Source organism: Dysgonomonadaceae bacterium zrk40, assembly GCA_016916535.1.
Lineage (GTDB): Bacteria > Bacteroidota > Bacteroidia > Bacteroidales > Dysgonomonadaceae > Proteiniphilum.
The window spans coordinates 2,227,687-2,249,200 of sequence record CP070276.1; the positions used below are offsets into that span (position 1 = coordinate 2,227,687).

Consider the following 21,514-nt stretch of genomic DNA (forward strand, 5'->3'; position numbering starts at 1 on the left):
AATTTCAGTATGTTAGGTTCAGTTAAAATAACGTTTATTTCTTGTTGTTGCCACCGCTTTGTGGTTTTGCAATGGAGTCACGCATGTCGGTATCAGCCTTGATGTTCTCCATCCGGTAATAATCCATGATGCCCAGGTTGCCACTGCGGAACGCCTCTGCCATTGCGATGGGCACCTCAGCCTCGGCCTCGATCACTTTGGCTCTGGCTTCCTGAGCCTTGGCCTTCATCTCTTGCTCAAGGGCGATGGCCATGGCCCGGCGTTCTTCGGCACGTGCTTGTGCGATGTTCTTGTCGGCCTGTGCCTGATCCATCTGCAGTACCGCACCGATGTTCTTGCCGATGTCGATGTCGGCGATGTCAATGGAGAGGATCTCAAATGCAGTACCGGCATCTAGCCCTTTTTTGAGAACCAGTTTCGAGATGGAGTCAGGATTCTCCAATACCGACTTGTGGGAGACAGCCGATCCGATGGAGGAGACGATTCCCTCACCCACGCGGGCCAGGATGGTCTCTTCGCCGGCGCCCCCTACCAACTGCTTGATGTTGGCACGAACTGTTACGCGTGCCTTGGCGATCAACTGAATGCCGTCAATGGCCACGGCGGTCACTGGCGGAGTGTCAATCACCTTCGGGTTTACTGACATCTGTACAGCTGTCAGTACATCGCGCCCGGCCAGGTCGATGGCGGTAGCCATCTGGAAGGATAGGTCGATGTTGGCCTTTGATGCAGAAACCAGTGCATGAACCACCTTTTCCACATCACCACCAGCCAGGTAGTGAGCTTCCAGGTTGTCACGGGTGACATCTCTCAGGCCTGCCTTGTGGGCCTCTATCATCGCATAAACGATGGTGTGGGGTGGTACCCGTCGCAGCCGCATCAGGAAGAGCTGGACCAGTGAGATGCGCACGCCTGCCGACAAGGCATTGATCCACAGGAAGAATGGGACGTAATGGAAGAAAATCATCAAGAAGATGACGATGACGGCAATTGTAATGATTAAGGGAAATGATAAAGCCATAATGTTATGTTTAGAGTGAATATTTTCTTTTTTTCATGTTGATATGCAACACCCAATTTGGGTTTTTGTTTCTGTGAAGAGATTAAACCTTTTCAGTTTCTGTTTTTCTTACAACCTGTATCTGGTAAGTATCGATTCTTATCACTTCAATCTTTTCGTCTTCATCGATAAACTCACCGTTGTACGATTTACCTTCCACTATCAATTCGTTCACCATCACTTTTCCGGTTGGATTGAGCCTTGAAAGAGCAATACCGGTATCACCGACGCTTATTTTCGCGAGGTCTGAATTATCCACCTTACTCTCGATATTGGTCTCGAGCGAGATTCTGCGCAATGATTTTGATTTCAGCAGCAAGAAAAATGAGGCTCCCATCGCTATGGCTGATGCGGCCAGGGTTATGTTGCCGGCAGTGCTGCCGATGAAGAGGTAGGAATAGACAATCCCTCCGATCAGGAAGATGGCACCGGCAATTCCGGCAACAGAGATCCCCGGCAACAGAAATATCTCTGCAAGCATAAAGAGGATGCCCACCAGGATCAGGGCAACTACTATCATTAGTTCGAACGTCATATCCAATCTGTTTATCTGGTTAGATTTCTGATTTCTTCGTTGCGGGCTTCATTTTTCAATCTCTCAATTTGTCGGTACAGGATTTCACTTTCTTCTTCAAGTTCAAGCATTGATGTGATGAGTGAACTGTCAGTTCCCCCCCCTTTTGCAATAAACTCTCTTTTTTCCTTCAATTCATTCGTTAACACTTCCAACTGTTTGGTGAGTCCAATCGCCTGTGAGTAAAGAGAACGCGCATTACTGAAGGTGAAATCATCCAATCGGTGGTACACTTTTTCATCGTTGATGATGAACTCAAATTCAACCGTATTTTCCTCTTCCCTGTTGTCACTCAATTGCGCTGCTTCACGGAACGTGCCATATTCAACTCCCTCTCGCCAGCTGTCGGCAATGGATGTGATACGTGCCCTGCGATAGATGTATGCCTCATCGTCACTTTCCAGCAGTGTTATCTGAGGATTGGGAAGAAAGGTGTATACACAGACAAAACCATCCGGTTGAAAACGGTCGCTTGCAAACCAGCCTACTCCTTTCTTCTCATCGATGACCATCATGTAGTCGTTGAAGGGTGAGTTAAAGGGCATGTTCAGCTGGTTGGGAGTGAGGTATGAATCTGAAGCCAGGTTGTATCGTGTTACATACAGGTCATAGCCACCCAGCGACTGGTGACCGGTAGATGCAAAGTAGATAGTGAGGCCGTCACTCATCACATAGGGGTAGGCTTGATTGCCCTTCCCGTTGATTGTTTCCGGGAGTTTTTGTTCATTGCCGAAGCGATTCAGCAGCTTGTCCATGGTGAAGAGGTCTTGACCGGATAGACTGTTCTCCTGCGAGTAATAGACCTTGTCACCTCGTTCGTTCAAAAAGAGCGTTTCGTTCCCTTCAGGGAACTCCCTGAAGAAGGTGTGAATCGGTTCGAGGGAACCGGATGAGCGGGAGAGATTGTATGCCGAAAGGAATTCGCTTTTGGGGAGGACCAGGCTGTCGATGATTTGTACATCTTCAGAGCGAAGGACTCTTCGTCTCAGTTGGGCCGTTTCTTCCCTGAATTGATCCAACTTCGCCAATGCATCTTTGTTGCGACGATTTGTTTTCTGGTATTTCTCAAAAACAGATTCGGCTTCCTCGAAGCGATACTGTTTGCTGTAAAGCTCTCCCAGGTAGAGTGACGCCTCCGGTATTTTCTTCTCATCAGAGAACAGGAGATAACTTTCTGCCTCGACAATTTTTCCCGTTTTCAACAGACTCACTCCGAGCCATTGATTCAGTGCAGGATTCAACGAATCGTCAGCATAGGCTTTTTGGAAGATCGGTAGGGCATCGGCATATCGACCTTCCAGGTACCAGTTCCTGGCATCATCGAGTGTCTGTCCCTTGAGGGTAAACAGTGCAGTGCTGATCAGTATCGTAGATATGAGATATTTGTGATTCATTTTTCGTGCTTTCTACATTCAAAGATAAGTAAAATAGAAATACCAACGTTATATCGGGTTACATTCCTTAAAAATTGTCATCTGAGATGGGATATTTATATTGCAATAAATAATTATTCCATTGCAGCATCAAGGGTCATCCATCCTTTTAGTTTTCCACTGCCGAAACAGTTTTACGGATGAATAATTATTTTCATTCTTTTTGTATCTTTGTCACCTAAAACTTCATCAACAGAACAGACCTGCTCACGCAATGTCTCAACACAATCAAACCCTATGCACGAAAAAATTGTAATTCTCGATTTCGGCTCCCAGACCACCCAGCTGATCGGCCGCCGCGTCCGGGAACTGAACACCTATTGTGAGATCGTTCCCTACAACAAGTTTCCCTACTGCGATGCGTCGGTGAAAGGGGTGATTCTTTCTGGTAGCCCTTTTTCGGTGAACGATGAGCATGCGTTCAAAACAGATTTACAAGCCATCAGAGGGAGTTACCCCGTGCTGGGAATCTGTTACGGGGCTCAGTTGATGGCTTCCGTTTCAGGAGGAGAGGTGGGCAATCACGGATCCAGGGAATATGGCCGTGCGCACTTGCAGGTTAGCGAGAACAAAGATCCGCTTTTAGGAGACATAGCACAAAAGAGTCAGGTGTGGATGTCACACGGTGACACCATCGTTAGGATCCCCGATCACTTCAAGGTGATTGCCTCCACTGAAGATGTGGCATTGGCAGCCTACCGGATTGAGGGAGAGGAGACCTGGGGGGTGCAGTTTCATCCCGAAGTATACCACACGGAGCAGGGCACGAAGATCCTGGACAATTTCCTCTCCATCTGCGGGATGAAGAAGGACTGGACGCCTGCCTCCTTCATTGAGTCCACTGTAGAGGAATTACGTGATCAGCTGGGTGACGACAAGGTTATCCTGGCGCTCTCGGGAGGAGTAGACTCTTCGGTGACTGCCGTACTGCTCAATAAAGCCATCGGCCGTAATCTCACCTGCATCTTCGTTGACCATGGGTTGCTGCGCAAGAACGAATTTGAGACGGTGTTGGAAAATTATGAGCACTTAGGGCTGAACGTGATTGGCGTGGATGCCAAGCAGCATTTCTATAAGGAGTTGTCGGGGGTGACCGATCCGGAACAGAAACGTAAAATCATCGGCAAGGGTTTTATTGATACTTTCGATCGTGAAGCGCACAAGCTGCAGGATATCAAATGGCTGGCACAGGGTACTATTTACCCTGATATCATTGAGTCACTCTCCATCACGGGTGTTACAATTAAAAGCCACCACAACGTGGGAGGGCTTCCGGAGAAGATGAACCTGAAGCTGTGTGAACCACTGAAACTTCTTTTCAAGGATGAGGTGAGGCGCATCGGCCTTGAACTGGGCATGCAGCCCCACCTGATCCACCGTCACCCTTTCCCCGGTCCGGGGCTTGGTATCCGAATTCTGGGTGATATCACACCGGAGAAGGTGCGCATGGCACAGGAGGCAGATGATATCTTCATCTCCAACCTGCGTGCAGCAGGTCTTTATGAACAGGTGTGGCAGGCGGGAGCGATTCTGTTGCCGGTACAATCGGTGGGAGTGATGGGTGATGAACGCACCTATGAAAATACTATCGCATTGAGGGCTGTCACTTCGACCGATGCGATGACGGCCGATTGGGCTCATTTGCCCTATCCTTTTCTGGCCAAGGTGTCGAATGAGATCATCAACCGGGTGAAAGGGGTTAACCGTGTGGTCTACGACATCTCCTCCAAGCCACCGGCTACAATCGAGTGGGAGTGAACCATCCTTACATGACAGTTCGTTAGGATTCTTCCTGACTCATCTTATTATCAGCTGTGTGATCTTGATCAGGCAGCTGTTTTTTTTCGCTTTTGTTAAGTTCAGGGTAAGCTATACGGGAATGATAAATGGTCTGCAACTTCTCAACAAATACATCTTTCACCGTTTGGATGTCCCGGAAGGTGATGGGAGCCAACTTGAAATAACCTTCATAGAGCTGAGCGTCGATGATCTTGTCTACCAATGTCCGGATCGATTCCTCTGTATATTCCGGAAGGCTACGGGAGGAGGCCTCCACTGCGTCTGCCATCATCATGATTGCTTCTTCACGGGTGAATGGATTGGGACCCGGGTAACGGAAATCGGACTCATTGACCTCTTTTCCGGGGTTTGCATTCTTCCATGAAATATAGAAGAATTTTGGCATGCTTGTGCCATGGTGTGTTTCGATGAAGTCGATGATCTGTTTAGGGATGTTATTTTTTTGTGCGATCTTCACCCCATCTTTCACATGATTGATGATGATGCGTGCGCTCTCTTCAAAAGGAAGTCCTGCGTGTGGATTCATGCCCGGTGTTTGGTTCTCGGTGAAGAATGCAGGATTCACCATCTTCCCGATATCATGGTAAAGCGCACCTGTACGGATAAGCGAAGCGTTGGCTCCCAGTTTTGAAGCCGCAGCCATCGCGAGGTTGGATACCTGCATCGAGTGTTGAAAAGTGCCCGGAGCCTTTTCCGAGAGCTCTTTCAGAAGTGGTTTGTTGATGTTGGAGAGCTCCACCAATGAAACGCCGGAGATAAATCCAAACGACTGTTCTACCAGGTATACAAGGGTGTATGAGAACATGATAAAGATGAAGTTGATCAGGAAGTAAATCAGCATCACCCAGTTTGTTTCTTTGATGCTCCCCTCCTGGTATAACGTCAGACCCACATATACCAATACGTAAGTTAGCAGGATGAAAAAAGAGCTTCTGATAAGTTGTGATCGTTCCGACAACTCTTTAAGCATAAAGATGGAAACCATCGCTACCGACATCTGAATTACGATAAACTCAAAGGGGTAGGGAACCATCAACGAGCTGAGAATTACGGTGATCAGACTTGTGAAGAGTGCGGTACGTGAGTCGATGAAGGTACGGATCAGGATGGTCACGATGGCGTATGGGATAATGAATACGCTGAAGAGCTCAAAACGTACCGTCACGGCGGTGAGTAACAGAAAAATCACAATCAGCAATACCATGAAGACCACATGCTTGCGGTTGCGATATTCGTTGGGTCGAAAAAAGAGAAGGTACATGTAAAATGATCCGAACATCAGTAGGATCAGCATCAGTTGCCCTACAATTATTCCGCTGTTTTTGCCGGCACCACCGCTGCGTTCCTCGGTAACCCGCTTCAACGAGGAGAGGATGTTGTAGGTGTGGGCATCGACGATTTCTCCCTGGTCAATGATTCGCTGTCCTAGCTGCACCATTCCACGGCTGATGTCTATCTGTTGAATAAACTCTTTTTCTGCTTTTTCTGAAGTGGCGGCATCGAAGATGATGTTCTCCCTAATGTAGTCATTGATGTCAGCAGATCTCAATCGTTCGACATCCATCGACTCCGGTAAATCATCCAATACTTTTTCATAGGCGGATCGAATCGTGAAGAATGATTCAACGTTTCTTGAATCAGCCATGTTCCCTTCCTTGAGACGCAGGCCGCCTGTTACAGATGCAGCAATGCGGTCATAATCCTCGGAACGCATGATGCCTTCCTCGTATACCTCCTGCAACTTTTTACGAATGTAGAGTTTGTAGTCCGCCGATAACTCTGACATCCTTTCTTTCAGGTTCACGTCGGCATCGAAATCTGCCAAAGCATTTTTCTGCACCTCGTCATCGATTTCAAAATAGGGCTCGTAGTATTGCAGAAGGCTGTCCTGCTCAGCCTGCAGTTGTTCCGTTGTTTTGTATATCGGGAAATCGAATGGAGCCGTCAACAACCCGTATTGCCATGGTCTTCCTTCGTTGAAAGAGTACTTGAAGCTGCTCTGCCGGGGAAAGAGGTAAGTTACGAGCAGAACCGCAATGACAAAGACCAGTGGAACAAATACGCGGGTGCGGATCTTTATTTTTTTCTTCTTCGATTGGTTTGCGTGCATACCTCAGACAATTGGATAGAGTTCAATTCCTTTAAACAAATTAGCCGATGAAAAGTTTTGTCAATAGGGCTCCTCCTGCCATTTCTGTGACAAAGAAATCCCCGGATCTCTTTTTTTCATCAGGTCAAATTATTCAATTACTTTTGCACCGGATAAAAATCGTTCTCATGCAGAGAAGATAGAAGGCCAAATTTAATTTATAGGTATGGAGGAGCGTATCATGCATTCTGAAATTGATCTAGTTTACATGTGGGTTGATGGTAGTGATCCAGTCTGGATTGCAAAAAAACAACAGGTTACAGGTAAGGTGAGTGATCAATCGGAAGAAAATAACAGGGGACGATACATCAACAATGATGAACTAAGGTATTCTCTTCGTTCAGCAGAGTTGTATGTTCCCTGGGTTAGGAAAATATTTATCGTGACCGATAACCAGTCCCCTGACTGGCTGGTGAGAGATCATCCAAAAATAGAGGTGGTGGATCATACGGAGATACTTCCCCCGGAGGCGCTTCCCTGTTTTAATTCCAGCGTCATCGAATATTTCATTCACAGGATACCCGGGTTGGGCGAACGCTTCTTGCTGGCGAATGATGATCTTTTCTTCGGCAAACCTCTCAAATCCTCTTTTTTCTTTGATTCCAATGGTTTACCCTATGTGCGATTGAAAAGGAAAGTGTTGGGCCGATGGCACTACGCGGTGAAAAAGTTATTTCGAAAACGATTGGGTCAGTACATTTCAAAGGTCCTTGAGGGTGCTGTCATGGTACATCAGCAATTTGGTAAGTTTTATTCGGGAATTCCACATCACAACATAGATGCATATCGAAGGGATGACTACCGCTATGCCGCGGAACAGGTCTTCGGTGACAAGGTAAAGGCGTCACTGGGAAGTCATGTTAGACAGTATGGTGATTTGCACCGTTCCGCATTCTCCTATTATATTCTGGCTACAGATAAGGCACACCTGAGATATGTAAATCGTCGAGAATCTCTGAGGCTGAATGTTCACAAGCAACATTTCATGAAACGATTGATGCGTTTCAATCCTTCCCTGTTCTGTCTGAACGACAGCCAACGTGTCTCGGATGCTGATCGTGAGGCTATAAAACCATTCCTGGAAATGCTCTTCCCTCAAAAATCATCGTTTGAAAAGACAAATGTAGAGTGATCGTTACAACTCAAAGTCTGATTTCTCCGGAAGAATGGTCTGAAATGCTTTGTTCAGTTGCTCCATCACCGCTTCGTAATTGCGGATATGACCGTTGTCGTTCAGGCAGATAAGCTTGTATTGTTGCTCCTCGATTGCCCTGATAGCCTGTTTCGATTTGAGAATCAGTGGAAACATCTTGGTGTCGCTGTAGGTGTTGTAGGGATTGAAGTTGGAACGGCAGATCTGCCAGGTGCGGAACAATTCAGGGGTATAATCACTTGTGTTCCGAAACCGGTTCACCGAAACGGCTGTCAGTTGCTCTCCGGCATAATCCCACACCTCTTCAAAGGTTGATTTAAGGAAGGGTTGTGCATTGTGCGGGGTGATGAGGGTGACAAACTTATCATAGGGCTGCAACAGTCGGGTGAGTCTGCTTCTTTTCCCGTAGGATGGGTGAAACCATTTGTCATGGTCGCGCGACAGTACCTCTCGTTTGTCGAATCGTTTGTTGATGAGCCGGATATTGTTTTTTAGTGTTTTCGACCAGAGGCCAATACCCGAATTGTGTCGGAATGCTGCAATATCGTTTGGCAAGCCATTGGTGAAGAAACGTTCCTGTGTAAGGTGGTTGATGATGAAAAAATCATCGTTAAAATAGACAAAGTGCTCGGAGAGATCAGGGATCCGATGAATGTAGCTCTCGATCAGTGTTGAGTTGAAGACCGGAAGGTATTGTGTGGGAATATAATCTGAATGATTAACCAGCTGCAGTTTGGGGTGGTCGGCGTTCAACCATTCCGGCTTTTGGCCACAAGTAACAAAATGTACTTTGCGTACCCATGGTGCGAATTTTTCTAACCCCCTGAACCAGTATCTCAGAAGGCCATGGTCCCGAAAACGGGCTTCTGTCATCTCATTCTTCAGGTTATCGATTTTACCGGAGTGTTTCGCAAAATCAGTTTTCCATGTTGGGTCATCCATGTCTACCCAAGTGACTACAAAATCAATTTCCATCTTATTTGCAATTAAGGTTTCCCGATCTCTATGCAATATTTTCTACTGCCCGGCGAAGCCTGCGAACTGTTTCATCTTTGCCAATCAGTTCCGTAATCAGGAACATGTGAGGGCCTTTTCCGGCACCTACCACCGCCAGACGGAAAGCGTTCATCACATTTCCGGTGTGGTAGTTGTTGCGCTGGATCCAATCCATCACAATTGACTCCTGTGCATCAGCAGAGAAGTCATCCATCGCTTCGAGCATGGCTGCCAACTCATTCATCTGTGCAGGAGTCTCCTCTTTCCACCGTTTGCGCACCGTTTTCTCATCGTAGCTCACGGGTGCCTCGAAAAAATAGGATGACTGATCCCACAACTCGTGTGCGAAGTGAACGCGCTCTTTCACGATGCCTGCCACTTGTACAATCATCTCCTTCGGAGCGTTGATGCCCCGCTGATTCAATTCAGACATGAAGATCTCTGCCAACATGTTGTTGGGCAAGTTGAGGATGTATTGGTGGTTAAACCATTTTGCTTTCTCCAGATCGAAGCGGGCACCGCTCTTGCTACACCGTTCAAACGTGAAGGCGTGTGTAAGCTCCTCGAGAGAGAATATTTCCTGTTCCGTGCCGGGGTTCCATCCTAGGAATGCAAGGAAGTTAATCACCGCTTCGGGTAAGTAGCCACTCTCGCGAAATCCGGAGGAGCGATCGCCGCTCTGGGGGTCTTGCCATTCCAGCGGAAATACGGGGAAGCCGAGGCGATCACCGTCTCGTTTACTCAGTTTGCCATTGCCCTCCGGTTTAAGCAACAGAGGCAGGTGTGCGAATTGGGGCATGCTTTTTTCCCAACCGAGACTCCGGTAAAGCCATACGTGCAGAGGCGCGGATGGAAGCCACTCCTCACCGCGAATCACATGGGTGATTTTCATCAGGTGGTCGTCAACCACGTTGGCCAGGTGGTAAGTGGGAAGCTCATCGGCCGACTTGTAAATCACCTTGTCGTCGAGCACCGATGAGTTGATCACCACTCTACCGCGAATCAGGTCGTGCACAACAATCTCCTGTCCCGGTTCAATCTTGATGCGTACCACATACTGTGCCTTGCTTTGTATCAGGCGGTTGGTCTCTTCTTTTGTGAGGGTGAGGCTGTTGCGCATCTTCATGCGGGTTGAAGCATCATACTGGAAGTTTGCTTTTTCTGCACGTTGTGATTCAAGTTCTTCGGGTGAGTCGAAAGCGATATAGGCTTCCCCTGCTTCCAGAAGCCGGTGCACATACTCCTTGTAGATCTCCTTTCGTTGTGACTGTTTGTAGGGGCCGTAGTTCCCTCCCTGCCGCGGACTTTCATCGAAAGAGAGTCCCAACCAGTCGAAAGTCTCCTGGATATACTCCTCGGCACCCGGTACAAAACGTGTAGAGTCTGTATCTTCAATGCGTAGAATGAAGGAGCCTCCCTGTTGTCGTGCGAACAGGTAGTTGTAGAGGGCAGTGCGTACACCGCCAATATGTAGTGGCCCGGTGGGGCTGGGAGCAAAACGTACTCTTGGTTTTTGTTGCATCTTAATATTCTCTCTTTTGTTGATCCAAACAACCCTTAATCAGAGGGTGTTGGTGTATGGGGCGTTTTATTTAAAACCTTGTTTTTTTACAATCTGCAAAGATAGGGAAAAAGCTCCGGTCATACAGCTTCTGTTGCTCAAAAATGTGAAGGCTGTTCACTGATAACGAATCCCATGCAACCAAATAACTTTTTTTTATCAAGACAAACCATCAGCCACGAGGCATGATTCTTTGTGAATCAGTCTACTTTCATCCTTCTGAGAATCAGTCTTGTTTCGTTCCCCATGTTGAACAGCAGGTCTATGATACTCAGGTCATGCATCAAGCCACTATTGTCAGCAAACACTTGGTAATAATAAGGTATTTGGTAAGGGGAGGGTCTTTTTGGATGTATCAGCTCCCTGTAATCCATCATCCCATTGGGAGGATCATTCACATATGCTGAGGTGTAGGAAACTGTAGTTTCAATACTGATCAACCGACCGATCAGCTGACGCAACCCTTCGTTAAAGTCATGCAGAAAAGAGAACCTCTTCTCATAATAGAGACGAAATTCGTCTTCATAATATTGAAAGAAGGGTGTAGATCGGTATGCCGACAAGATGGCGTTCCAGTGCAAATGCTGCCAATTCCCGTGGTCGGCAATCCGAATATCACGCATGGTGCACTTGTTGCCGGAGTTTTTTTCAACCGGTATGCTCAAGGGAAGTATCCCGTTGGCACCGGCAATGTGACAACGGTTTCGATAGCTCTGTTTCTGGTAGTGATCGCAGACTTCTATTGTTGCATTTTCAGCATTGAAAAGCAATGCATAGTAGGTGACAGGTGCAAGATAGCAGGAGGAGAGCAGCACCGTGTGATGTGCTATTCCATTGCTCATGCCGGAACACTTGCGCTACGGAACAGCCTGTTCCAGCGTATCTTCCCGTTGAACCATCCCTTGTCTTTTTCCAGTGATAACCAGATAAGCATTGGCTTACCCACGATGTGATCTTCCGGAACGAACCCCCATACCCGGGAGTCGGCTGAGTTGTGGCGGTTGTCGCCCATCATGAAGTAATAATCGAACCGGAAGGTGTAGGAGTCAGCTTCTTCGCCGTTGATAAACACCTTTCCGTCACGATATTCAAAGTCATTCCCTTCATAGTTCTTGATGCAGCGTTCGTATGCCGCCACCTTGAAAGGCAGGTTGTCGTTGAAGGTGATCGTCTCCCCCTTCTTGGGAATCCAGAGGGGACCGAACGTGTCGCGCGACCAGCCACTGTTGTAGCTGAGGGGATAATAGTAACTCATACCAGGCTGTTCTTTCTCTTTGATGATCTTCCACACAAACGGCTTGGCTTTTAATCCGGCTACCATCTCCTCTGTGAGGGGAATGCTGAAATAGATACGTCCGTTGTTCCCGTTACGGGGCTGCAAACCGAACATGGCCAGGTTTAAACTGTCCACCCCTGTCAGATCCTGTGAGCGTGTGACCACCTGTCCGTAGTTGTTCTGCGTTTCATAGTCAGCCTTGTTGATGCCCAGCTCTTCGAATACCTCACTGGCAATTGTGGTACCGTCGGTGTGAATCATATAGTTGTGTTGGGAATAGCGTGGGTTAGGCAGATAGTTGCCGTCGATGAAAACACTGTCATTGCTCAAAGAAATGGTCTCTCCCGGCAGCCCGATGCAGCGCTTCACGTAGTTCTCCCTCCGGTCCACCGGGCGGTAGACGATTTCTCCATAGGTGCGCCGGTCTGATCGCACACCGCTGCTGCCATTGGCATTTAGCTTCGAGAGAGTGTAGAAGTCAACTCCCTGCATGTTGAGAGCCACCGTGTCACCGGTAGGGAAGTTGAAGACCACGATATCGTTTCGTTCCACTTTGCCAAACCCTTTCAGTCGTTTGTATTTCCATTGCGGCTTCTCGATGTATGACTTGCCGCCCACCACCGGCATGGTGTGTTGTGCCAGCGGAAAAGAGAGTGGTGTGATGGGAGCGCGTGGGCCATAGCTTAGTTTGCTCACCGCCAGGAAATCACCTACCAGTAGTGATTTTTCCAACGAGGAGGTGGGTATCTGATAGTTCTGGAAGAAGAAGGTGTTGATGAAATAGACCGCCACCAACGCGAAGAGGATTGCATCCACCCATTCCATGGTCTTGCGGAATGGTTCGTTCTTCGATTTCTTCCAGAAGGACCAGGGGATGAACTTGGTGATGTAGATGTCGAAGAAGAGTAGTGTGAACAGTAGTATCCAAGGTGATCCTGCCCAGAGTGAGAATAGCAGTGTTGCAGCGACCCAGACGGCAAACCAAAACCATTGATGTTGTGTTGCCGATGAAACACGTTGTTTGAATGTCATAGCGTCAATTCTTACAATATCTGTTTATAACGAACCCAGCATGTCTTTCATGCCGAGGAGTCCCTTCCTGCCTTTGGTGAACTCGGCAGCCAGCACTGCTCCCAACGCAAATCCGGAGCGATTCTTCGCATCATGTGTGATGCGGATGGTGTCACTTGCCGATTCATAGATGACGGTGTGGATGCCTGGTACTTCCCCTTCTCGAAAGGCGTCTATTGTGAGTTCACCTGATGTGCCTTTCTCACCCAGTACCCACTTCTCCTTTCGTTCCACCTGTTCGATGATTCCCTCGGCCAGGGTGATGGCAGTGCCGCTTGGAGCGTCCAGCTTGTGGATGTGGTGTGTCTCCTCCATCCGTATCTCATAATCTGTGAACCGGTTCATGATCTTTGCCAGATAGTTGCTCAGTGCGAAGAAGATATTGACACCAAGACTAAAGTTGGATGCGTAGAAGAAGGTCTTTCCGTTTTTGTTGCACTCCTCCCTGATTTCATCCATGTGTTCCAGCCATCCAGTGGTGCCCGATACAACAGGTACCCCGGCTGCGAATGCTCTCCTGTAGTTGTGAAGGGCGCTCTGCGGTGAGGTGAATTCTATTGCCACCTCGGCACTCGCAAATGCGGGTGAAGTGAATTTATCCTCTTCTCCTATATCAATTGTGCATACAATCTCATGTCCTCTCTCCCGGGCGATGCGTTCAATTTCATGTCCCATCTTCCCGTATCCAATCAATGCTATTTTCATTATTTTATTTTCTATCTACCTGCCTATGACAGGTTATGTAACCAACAAAAGTACAAAATAAATAGTTACTGAATGTGCTATCACTCATAAAATCACCAACCGCTGCTTGCAGCGATTAAAGCCATCCCTCATTGCGATACCAGGCGACTGTCATTTCTACCCCCTCTTTCAGTTTCCAGCGAGGGGTGAAATTGATATCCTCTTTCAGAGGGGTTATATCGCAACTCCAGTTGCGCTGTTTCATGATCAGGAACTTGTCACTGTTAAAAGCAGTAGTTCTTCCCAACAGAGCAGACAAACCTCCGTTCACACAGGCAGCTTGCTTTGTCAACCAGAGCGGTATCTTCAGACGGGTTACCCTTTTCTTTCCGAGTGCCTCCTTTACGATGGCATTAAATTGTGAGTCAGTATAGCTGTCACCATCGGCCAAAAAATATTTTTTGTTTTGGATCCCTTTTGCCAGGAGATTGAAGATCACCCCTGCCAGATCCTTGCTGTGGATGAAGGTGAGCAGCTGTTTACGGAAACCCACACCCACATCAAGGCCATTTTGTACCGCTTTCATAAGGATCAGGTAATCCTTGTCGCGTGGTCCGTAAACACCTGTTGGACGGATGATCAACCAAGGGATATTCTTCTGGTTGAACAGGAATTGTTCCGCCTTAAGCTTGCTTCTGCCATATGCCGTGTTGGGATTGGGTACACTTTCAACACTGAAAGGGGTGTACCCCTTTTCATCTCCGGGTCCCATGACACTGAGTGAGCTGAGCAGTATGAAGGTGCCTGAAAGTGCATCTGCTGCTTGAAGTGCTTCTGCCAGGTTGCGGGTGTATTGGTAGTTCACCCTGTCAAACTCCTCATTCCGTCGTGCCTTGGTGAGACCGGCAACATGGATTACAGCATCGAAAGGACCAACATGTTCCACTTGTCCCCGCAGTTGTTGGGTAAGCATCCTTGAATCATCATATTGGAGGTCGATGAATTTGATTCGTTCATCCTGTAGGTATTGAAGGCTGCTTCCAGAGCGAATGCCCGCCCAGGTCTCATGTCCCAGCTCGAGAGCCTTGTCGACGATGGTGCTGCCGATAAAACCGCTGGCGCCGGTGATGAGTATTCTTTTTTTGTCCATTGTGAATCATTTCTCTTCTACAAAAATAAGGATATCTTCATGAAAACGCCCTATCTTAAGCATTCAGATTGTTTTTTTTATTACCTTGCGTTAACTAAAACCGGACTCATTTGTTTAAGTTATATTAATCAATAGAGATATTATGAGCAGAAAAACAAACACCTCTTCCACTGAAAGTAAACCCAGGAAGAAAGAACTGATTACATCCGTCACACAATTCCTTACAGAAAACAACGATAAACAATACAACTACAAACAGATAGCAGCAGCCATCAACGTGCGAGGCGAAGAGGGCCGGCGGCAGTTGGTGAAGGTGCTCGACAAGCTACGCGATGAAGATATGCTGCTTGAGACCTCCCGTGGCAGGTACCGGATCAACAACCGTGGTTTGATGCTGGAGGGTCGATTTGAGCGAAGAAGCAACGGTAAAAACTTTTTTGTGCCTGACGATGATGCAAACATCATCTACATTCCCGAACGTAACAGCAAGCATGCCATGAACGGAGACCGTGTACGGGTTCAGTTGCTGGCCAAACGCAAACGTGCCGAAACAGAGGGAACGGTTGTGGAAATTCTTCAACACACTCAGAGTCGCTTTGTGGGGGTGTTGGAGGTACAGAAGCACTTCGCTTTCCTGGTAATGGACAACAAGTATCTTTCCAACGATATCTTTATCCCGAAGGAGGATCTCAATGGAGCCGGCAACGGTGATAAAGTGGTAGTTGAGATTGTTGAGTGGCCTGAGAAGGCAAACAACCCTGTGGGTAAGGTGATTGATGTCCTGGGCAAGCCGGGACAGAACGATACTGAGATGCATGCCATCCTGGCACAGTACGATCTGCCCTACAAGTATCCGGCGGATGTGGAGAAATATGCCGCGACAATTTCCGACAAGATTAGCCAGGAAGAGATCGCCAAACGGGAGGATTTCCGTGATGTGTTCACCATCACCATCGACCCAAAGGATGCGAAGGACTTTGACGATGCACTCTCACTGCGACAGCTTTCTCCCAGGGAGTGGGAGGTGGGAGTTCATATCGCCGATGTGACACATTACGTGAAGCCGGGTGATTTGGTGGATCGTGAGGCAGTGAATAGGGCTACTTCGGTCTATCTGGTGGATCGCACCATCCCGATGTTGCCGGAACGACTCAGTAACGGGCTATGTTCGTTACGTCCACAGGAAGAAAAGCTCTGCTTCTCTGTTATCTTCAACCTCAACGACAAGGCGGAAATCAAAAAGTCGCGCATTGTCCGCACGGTGATCAAGTCGGATAGCCGTCTCACCTATGAGGATGCACAGGCTGTGATAGAGACCGGTAAAGGTGATTTCTCCTCTGAGATATTGAAAATGAACGACCTGGCTATCCAGCTTCGCGAACGCCGCTTTGCTGATGGAGCAATTAACTTCGAACGATATGAGGTGAAATTCAACCTCGATGAGAAAGGAAAACCGCTAGGTGTCTACTTCAAGGAGTCAAAAGAGGCCAACCACCTGATTGAAGAGTTTATGTTGCTGGCAAATAAAGCTGTGGCAGAAGCTATCGGGCGGGTACCTAAGGGCAAAAAAGCCCAAACGTTTGTCTATCGCATCCACGACATTCCCGATCCGGAGAAGTTGGATACCCTCAATAACTTCATCCTCCGTTTCGGGCATAAGATCAAACCAGAAGGCAGCAAGACCGAGGTGGCGAAAAGCATAAACGCTCTTCTAGACAAAGTTCAGGGACGTCCCGAAGAGAACCTGGTCGAGACAATTGCCATCCGTACAATGTCGAAGGCGATCTACTCAACCAAGAATGTGGGGCATTACGGGCTGGCTTTTGACTACTATACCCACTTCACATCACCCATCCGCCGCTATCCCGACATGATGGTACACCGTTTACTGGAGCATTACCTGGCTGGTGGCAAGAGTGTGAATCAGGGAGAACTTGAGGAGGAGTGCAAGCACTGTTCACAGATGGAGCAGGTGGCTTCCAACGCGGAACGAGATTCAATTAAGTACAAGCAGGTGGAGTTTATGTCGGACAAGATCGGCAAGGTGTATGACGGAGTGATATCCGGTATCACCGAATGGGGACTCTACGTTGAGATAAATGAGAACAAGTGTGAGGGGATGATTCCCATCCGAGAGCTGGATGATGATTTTTATGAGCTGGATGAGAAGAACTACCGACTGGTGGGACGTCGTTCCAAGCGTGAATATCGTCTCGGGCAACCGGTCTCAATACAGGTGGCACGTGCCAACCTCGATCGCAAGCAGCTAGATTTCACTTTTGCATAGGATATCCTTCTCTTCGGGTGTAACTGGCAGCCCGCAACTTACTCACCAGACGCAGTGCTATGGAGTTGTAGGCTGCTGCATCCCTGCCTTTACCTGCAATAAGAGCCTTGCCGGCCTTTTTCAGGGCGGCAAGCACGCTGTATGCAAACGCGTTGATAAAGTTGTAATAGGGATTGGAAGCCTCCGTGAGAAAGTAGACATATTCTGAGTAGAAGAATTGAGTTCTACTCAGTCCTCTGTTCTCCCGCTCATGATACCCTACAGCATTTTTCACCAATCCTAACCGGTAACCCTTTTTTTGCATCCGCAGTACGAAATTACGGTCCTCACCGTAATGTGCAAAGAGCGGGGCGAAGCCACCTACCTCACGGATGATCCGGGCAGGTACTAGCCAAAGTGCTGCATTGATAAATTTATATTCGGTAACTGCAGACGGCAACCGTTCGGCATCCCTCCTGTCACGAATGCCCGTATATTCTGCAAAACCAAAGTCAGTAGCATCACCTCTGCTGTTGAGGTGGAGTGGTGATAGTATCCCGTAAGCTTTCTCTCTTTCTGCAGCAGCCACCAGCTGGGTTAGTGTGTCAGGTTCGATGCGTGCATCCTGGTTCATTAAAAATAGATAGTCAAACCCTTTCTCCAGTGCATATCGAAAACCGATGTTGTTGGCCTTGCCGAATCCCAGGTTCTCTCCGCTATTGATCAGTACTACCTCGGGAAAACGTGAGCGTATGATTTCACAAGTGTGGTCATCTGAGCCGTTGTCCACCACAACTGTCGTGACCCGCAGGGTTGAGGCCCGCAGGGAGTGCAGGCAGCGATCGATCCATGGTTCGAAATTGTAGGAGACGATCAGGGCGCAGAGAGATGGGTTGGGGGTGTCACTCATCATGTGAAGTCGCTTTAATCATACATTTACGAAAAAAGGGTGGTGCGAAATTGTTCAGATCATTCAGGAAGACCATCACGCCGGGAGTGGGATAATGGTGAAACCCCAAATTGTTGAAAAAACGGGTAAACTGTATAAAATCATCTTGATGATGGTAGGTACAGAGTGCGATCCGAAGTGGATGATTGTTGATGAGACGGCTCATCCCTTTTAGTACAGAAGCTTCGGCACCCTCCACATCAATCTTACAAAAGTGGGGTCTTACTCCTTTCTCTTCAAAAAAGTGGTCGAGGGAAATCTGATGGTCGCTGTTGCTCTCGCCCACAAATCGGGGTACAATGGTCACTTTTTCCTGCCATGGAGCAAAAGTAGCCTCAAGTGCTTCAAGCCACCCGTTGTCCTGTTCAAAAAGAAAGATTCGTTGTTGACTCTCTACGTTCAGCAGTGAGAAGTAACCCTCGGCACACCCCACGTCAGCCAGCAACTCTCCGGTACGGGGATAAAAAGATTCATCAGTGTAGCAATGCGGTGATTCCCAATCTTGTTCAATGAGCAACATGTTATATAGCAGTTGAACGGTGCGTTTGTTGTGTGAGCGTTTGAAGTAGAGTCGTTTATTTCCAGTAAGCACATATGGAAGACCGTTTTTGGAATCATGCAATACATTGATATCCCGGTATCGATATTTCTCCTGAAAGTGGCCGTAGAAGGTGGAGAGGCGATGGTGCAGAAGGTATACGACTGCGTTTTCAATCTCTGGATCCGTGGGTGGATTTTTTCGGTAGTGGGTAAGCACCTTTTTACGTGCCCATTTGTACTGTTGAGAGGTCTGAAAGGCTTTCAGTCTGGAGATGACTTTGTAGCGCAGCGTATTGGTTGCATTTTTCATAAAAGCTCATTTTTGAGTGATGATCCACTCCTTGATCTCCTTGATCATCTCGAGCCTGAAGAGACGACAAAATAGTAGGTAGAGGATAGCTACAATACCGCTGCCGGTAAAGATAAAGAGCAGGTTGTGCTCGATATTGCGGGTTAAGAACCAGGCTACACCAGTACTAATCAGCGCCAGCAGCATGTAGGGGAGCACATCGCCGGCAAAAGCTGATAAAGAGTATCCGATCAGTCTCTGGGAGAGGATGAGAGTGATGATCAGTGTGACATAGGTATAGATTACCCAGCTGGCTGCAAGCCCCATAATTCCGTAGTGAAAGAGCATTGCGATGAGGAATACCAATATCAGTCGCCTGATGATTTCTACCCCGAGAAAATAGTTGGCTTTTTCCCTGGCGATGAATAGCTCATTCAGGACAAAAGCAAAGGGGGAGATGATACCCGCAAGAGTGAGTATCCGGAAGTAGGGTACAGCCGGCAACCATTTCTCCTGGAAGAGAAAGAGGAAAGTAGGCTCGGCAATCAGGATCATCAGGAATCCAATGGGGAAAGACAAGAAAGCAAGTGATTTCATCATTTTGCTCACCACACGATGCAATCTTTCAGTCTGGTCGTTAATTTCAGGGAGGATTAGCATTGAGACGGAACGGAAGGTGTTGGAGAGGACGCCAAAAGGTATCTCCTGATATTTCTGAGCCTGGTTGTAATAGCCCACTTGATGCATCGCGTTTGGATAGAAGAAGGCAATGATGGAGGGATATATATTGTTAAAGATGGCGTTGATAAGTGATGTGGTGGCTAGCTTATAGCTCAGCCCGGTAAAGGATCGAAGCAATTTCATGCTGAACTGCCTCAGTGGTGACCACCGCGAGTAAATCCAGAGAAACATCGTGCGGAAGAGGGCAAAAAGAAGGTTCTGAGCTACCAGTGACCAGACACCGTAACCTTTCAATGCCATCACCATGGCAGCAATCACGGCGATGAGTTGTGCCATCAGGTTTACACGTGTGATTCCCCTGAAGTCAGCTTTCTTGGTGAGGAGTGTCATTTGGATCATACCCGCGGCATTGAAGATGAGTGATAGGAAGAGAATGCGGGAGACAGACATGATGCGGGGATCGTGGAAGAGTTGTGCGATGCGGGGAGCTGCTGCGAAAAGCAACAAATAAAGCAACACGCTGAACAGCAGATTGAAATAGAACACGGTACTATACTCTTCAGCAGTGATATGCTTTCGGTTGAGAAGAGCACGACTGAATCCGCTGTCAACCAGTAATGCTGAGAAAGCAATAAAGATAGTGAGTGCTCCGATCAATCCATATTCAGAGGGTGAAAGGATGCGCATCAGCACGATACTGCTACCCAAAAAGATGAGCTGCTGCCCAAATTTATCCAGAAAACTCCAGAAGAGTGATACTGTGGTCTTATGTTTGAGTGTTGGTTCCGTCATCAGAGGGTGAAAATAGCTGTTTGCTCCGCAAAAATACGCAACTTAATTCACAAATGTGGAATATTCATAACCTTGTTGCTGTTGTATTCTGGAATATGCCTCTTGAAATCACCAATTTCTTTAAGGTTATTTTTGTTTTTTGATGTACATTTGCGAGGATGACTTTTTCACAAGAGATAAAGCAGCAAGCGCTGCAGCTTGGCTTCGATGTGTCCGGTATCTGCCGCGCCACAGACAGTGGTGAGGAGGATCGTTATATGCAGTGGCTGCATGATCACTGGCAGGGAGATATGGGTTACATGGAGCGTAACATCGACAAACGACTCGATCCCCGTCTGCTGGTGGAGGGTGCGCGTTCCATCATCTCTGTTGCACTGAATTACTATCCACCGGTAAAGCTTCCGGGAAAGGTACCTCAATTCGCCTATTATGCCTATGGTAAGGATTACCACGAGGTGGTTAGAGGGAAGCTTAGGCGTCTTTTCGAGTGGATCCGGGAGCGTCATCCGGAAGTTACGGGGAGGTGTTTTTCCGACTCGGCACCCGTCCTGGAGCGCTTCTGGGCTGCACGTGCAGGATTGGGGTTCATTGGCAAGAACACACTGCTGATCATTCCAGGCAAAGGTTCTTACTTTTTTCTTGGAGAATTAATCATCGATATGGAACTCGATTACGATGAACCTGTCACCGAGAACTGCGGCGACTGTACCCGCTGTCTCCGTTCCTGTCCCACTGCCGCCATAGAGCAACCCTACCGACTGAATGCTGCCAAATGCATCTCCTATCAAACCATTGAAAACAAGGGGGAGATTGACCCCGGTATCCTGCCTAATCTGCGAAACAACATCTACGGTTGTGACATCTGCCAGAAGGTATGTCCCTGGAATCGAGAGGCCACCTCGCACAGCACACCTGAGTTCATGCCATCCGATGATTTTCTGACACTTGATTTGGAGCAAATCATGGAGATGGATGAGGATCGCTGGCGCCACATCTTTCGTCATTCGGCGGTGAAAAGAGCCAAATTTAGCGGATTGAAACGCAACGCAATTGCCATTTCCAAAAGTCGTGGGAAATAGCTACATTTGCA

At 47.8% G+C, this 21,514-nt stretch carries 17 protein-coding genes; 4 read left to right on the forward strand and 13 right to left on the reverse strand.

Annotation, left to right across the window (positions count from 1 at the left end):
* Positions 1-34: 34 nt before the first annotated feature.
* The 3 genes from floA to JS578_09385 form a co-directional block, all read right to left on the reverse strand.
* Positions 35-1,021, reverse strand: a complete 987-nt coding sequence (floA, locus tag JS578_09375) for a flotillin-like protein FloA (GenBank protein ID QRX63086.1) — start codon at positions 1,019-1,021, stop codon at positions 35-37.
* Between the two features lie 82 nt (positions 1,022-1,103).
* The gene (locus JS578_09380; protein ID QRX63087.1) at positions 1,104-1,595 is read right to left on the reverse strand and encodes a hypothetical protein; all 492 of its coding nucleotides are present in this window, start codon (positions 1,593-1,595) and stop codon (positions 1,104-1,106) included.
* A gap of 11 nt (positions 1,596-1,606) precedes the next feature.
* The gene (locus JS578_09385) at positions 1,607-3,028 is read right to left on the reverse strand and encodes a tetratricopeptide repeat protein (protein ID QRX63088.1); all 1,422 of its coding nucleotides are present in this window, start codon (positions 3,026-3,028) and stop codon (positions 1,607-1,609) included.
* 276 nt (positions 3,029-3,304) lie between these two features.
* Here JS578_09385 and guaA point away from each other — a divergent pair, with 276 nt between their 5' ends.
* Positions 3,305-4,825, forward strand: a complete 1,521-nt coding sequence (guaA, locus tag JS578_09390; protein ID QRX63089.1) for a glutamine-hydrolyzing GMP synthase — start codon at positions 3,305-3,307, stop codon at positions 4,823-4,825.
* A gap of 22 nt (positions 4,826-4,847) precedes the next feature.
* On the opposite strand, the gene JS578_09395 is transcribed toward guaA, so the two are convergent.
* Entirely contained in the window at positions 4,848-6,977 is a 2,130-nt protein-coding gene (locus tag JS578_09395; protein QRX63090.1) for an HDIG domain-containing protein, read from the reverse strand.
* A gap of 205 nt (positions 6,978-7,182) precedes the next feature.
* Here JS578_09395 and JS578_09400 point away from each other — a divergent pair, with 205 nt between their 5' ends.
* Complete coding sequence (locus JS578_09400) at positions 7,183-8,148, forward strand: Stealth CR1 domain-containing protein (GenBank protein QRX63091.1); 966 nt, start codon at positions 7,183-7,185, stop codon at positions 8,146-8,148.
* Between the two features lie 3 nt (positions 8,149-8,151).
* On the opposite strand, the gene JS578_09405 is transcribed toward JS578_09400, so the two are convergent.
* The 6 genes from JS578_09405 to JS578_09430 form a co-directional block, all read right to left on the reverse strand.
* Positions 8,152-9,144 (reverse strand): Stealth CR1 domain-containing protein, encoded by a 993-nt coding sequence (locus JS578_09405; GenBank protein ID QRX63092.1) that lies wholly within the window; start codon positions 9,142-9,144, stop codon positions 8,152-8,154.
* A gap of 28 nt (positions 9,145-9,172) precedes the next feature.
* Positions 9,173-10,687 (reverse strand): glutamate--tRNA ligase, encoded by a 1,515-nt coding sequence (locus JS578_09410; protein QRX63093.1) that lies wholly within the window; start codon positions 10,685-10,687, stop codon positions 9,173-9,175.
* 239 nt (positions 10,688-10,926) lie between these two features.
* Positions 10,927-11,568 carry a WbqC family protein gene (locus JS578_09415; GenBank protein QRX63094.1) on the reverse strand — a complete coding sequence of 214 codons (642 nt, stop codon included), beginning with the start codon at positions 11,566-11,568 and terminating at the stop codon, positions 10,927-10,929.
* Complete coding sequence (gene lepB, locus JS578_09420) at positions 11,565-13,034, reverse strand: signal peptidase I (protein ID QRX63095.1); 1,470 nt, start codon at positions 13,032-13,034, stop codon at positions 11,565-11,567. Before lepB ends, JS578_09415 begins: the two co-directional genes overlap by 4 nt.
* A 24-nt stretch (positions 13,035-13,058) precedes the next feature.
* Positions 13,059-13,778, reverse strand: coding sequence for a 4-hydroxy-tetrahydrodipicolinate reductase (gene dapB, locus JS578_09425; protein ID QRX63096.1), 720 nt, complete (start codon positions 13,776-13,778; stop codon positions 13,059-13,061).
* A gap of 115 nt (positions 13,779-13,893) precedes the next feature.
* Positions 13,894-14,907: an NAD(P)-dependent oxidoreductase gene (locus JS578_09430; GenBank protein ID QRX63097.1), complete on the reverse strand. Its 1,014-nt coding sequence runs from the start codon at positions 14,905-14,907 to the stop codon at positions 13,894-13,896.
* A 142-nt stretch (positions 14,908-15,049) separates the two neighbouring features.
* Between JS578_09430 and rnr the strand changes: the two genes are divergently transcribed.
* A complete protein-coding gene (gene rnr / locus JS578_09435; protein QRX63098.1) occupies positions 15,050-17,194 on the forward strand; it encodes a ribonuclease R in 2,145 nt (714 codons plus the stop codon).
* Here the strand turns inward: rnr and JS578_09440 are convergent.
* From JS578_09440 to JS578_09450, 3 genes are read right to left on the reverse strand one after another with little or no spacing between them, the layout of a single operon-like run.
* A complete protein-coding gene (locus JS578_09440; protein ID QRX63099.1) occupies positions 17,181-18,086 on the reverse strand; it encodes a glycosyltransferase family 2 protein in 906 nt (301 codons plus the stop codon). The genes rnr and JS578_09440 overlap by 14 nt on opposite strands.
* Positions 18,076-18,972: an FkbM family methyltransferase gene (locus tag JS578_09445; protein QRX63100.1), complete on the reverse strand. Its 897-nt coding sequence runs from the start codon at positions 18,970-18,972 to the stop codon at positions 18,076-18,078. The genes JS578_09440 and JS578_09445 overlap by 11 nt, the downstream gene beginning before the upstream one ends.
* 6 nt (positions 18,973-18,978) lie before the next feature.
* Positions 18,979-20,424, reverse strand: a complete 1,446-nt coding sequence (locus JS578_09450; GenBank protein QRX63101.1) for a lipopolysaccharide biosynthesis protein — start codon at positions 20,422-20,424, stop codon at positions 18,979-18,981.
* A gap of 158 nt (positions 20,425-20,582) precedes the next feature.
* Between JS578_09450 and queG the strand changes: the two genes are divergently transcribed.
* On the forward strand, positions 20,583-21,503 hold the full coding sequence (queG, locus tag JS578_09455; GenBank protein ID QRX63102.1) for a tRNA epoxyqueuosine(34) reductase QueG: 921 nt from the start codon (positions 20,583-20,585) through the stop codon (positions 21,501-21,503).
* Positions 21,504-21,514 lie beyond the last annotated feature (11 nt).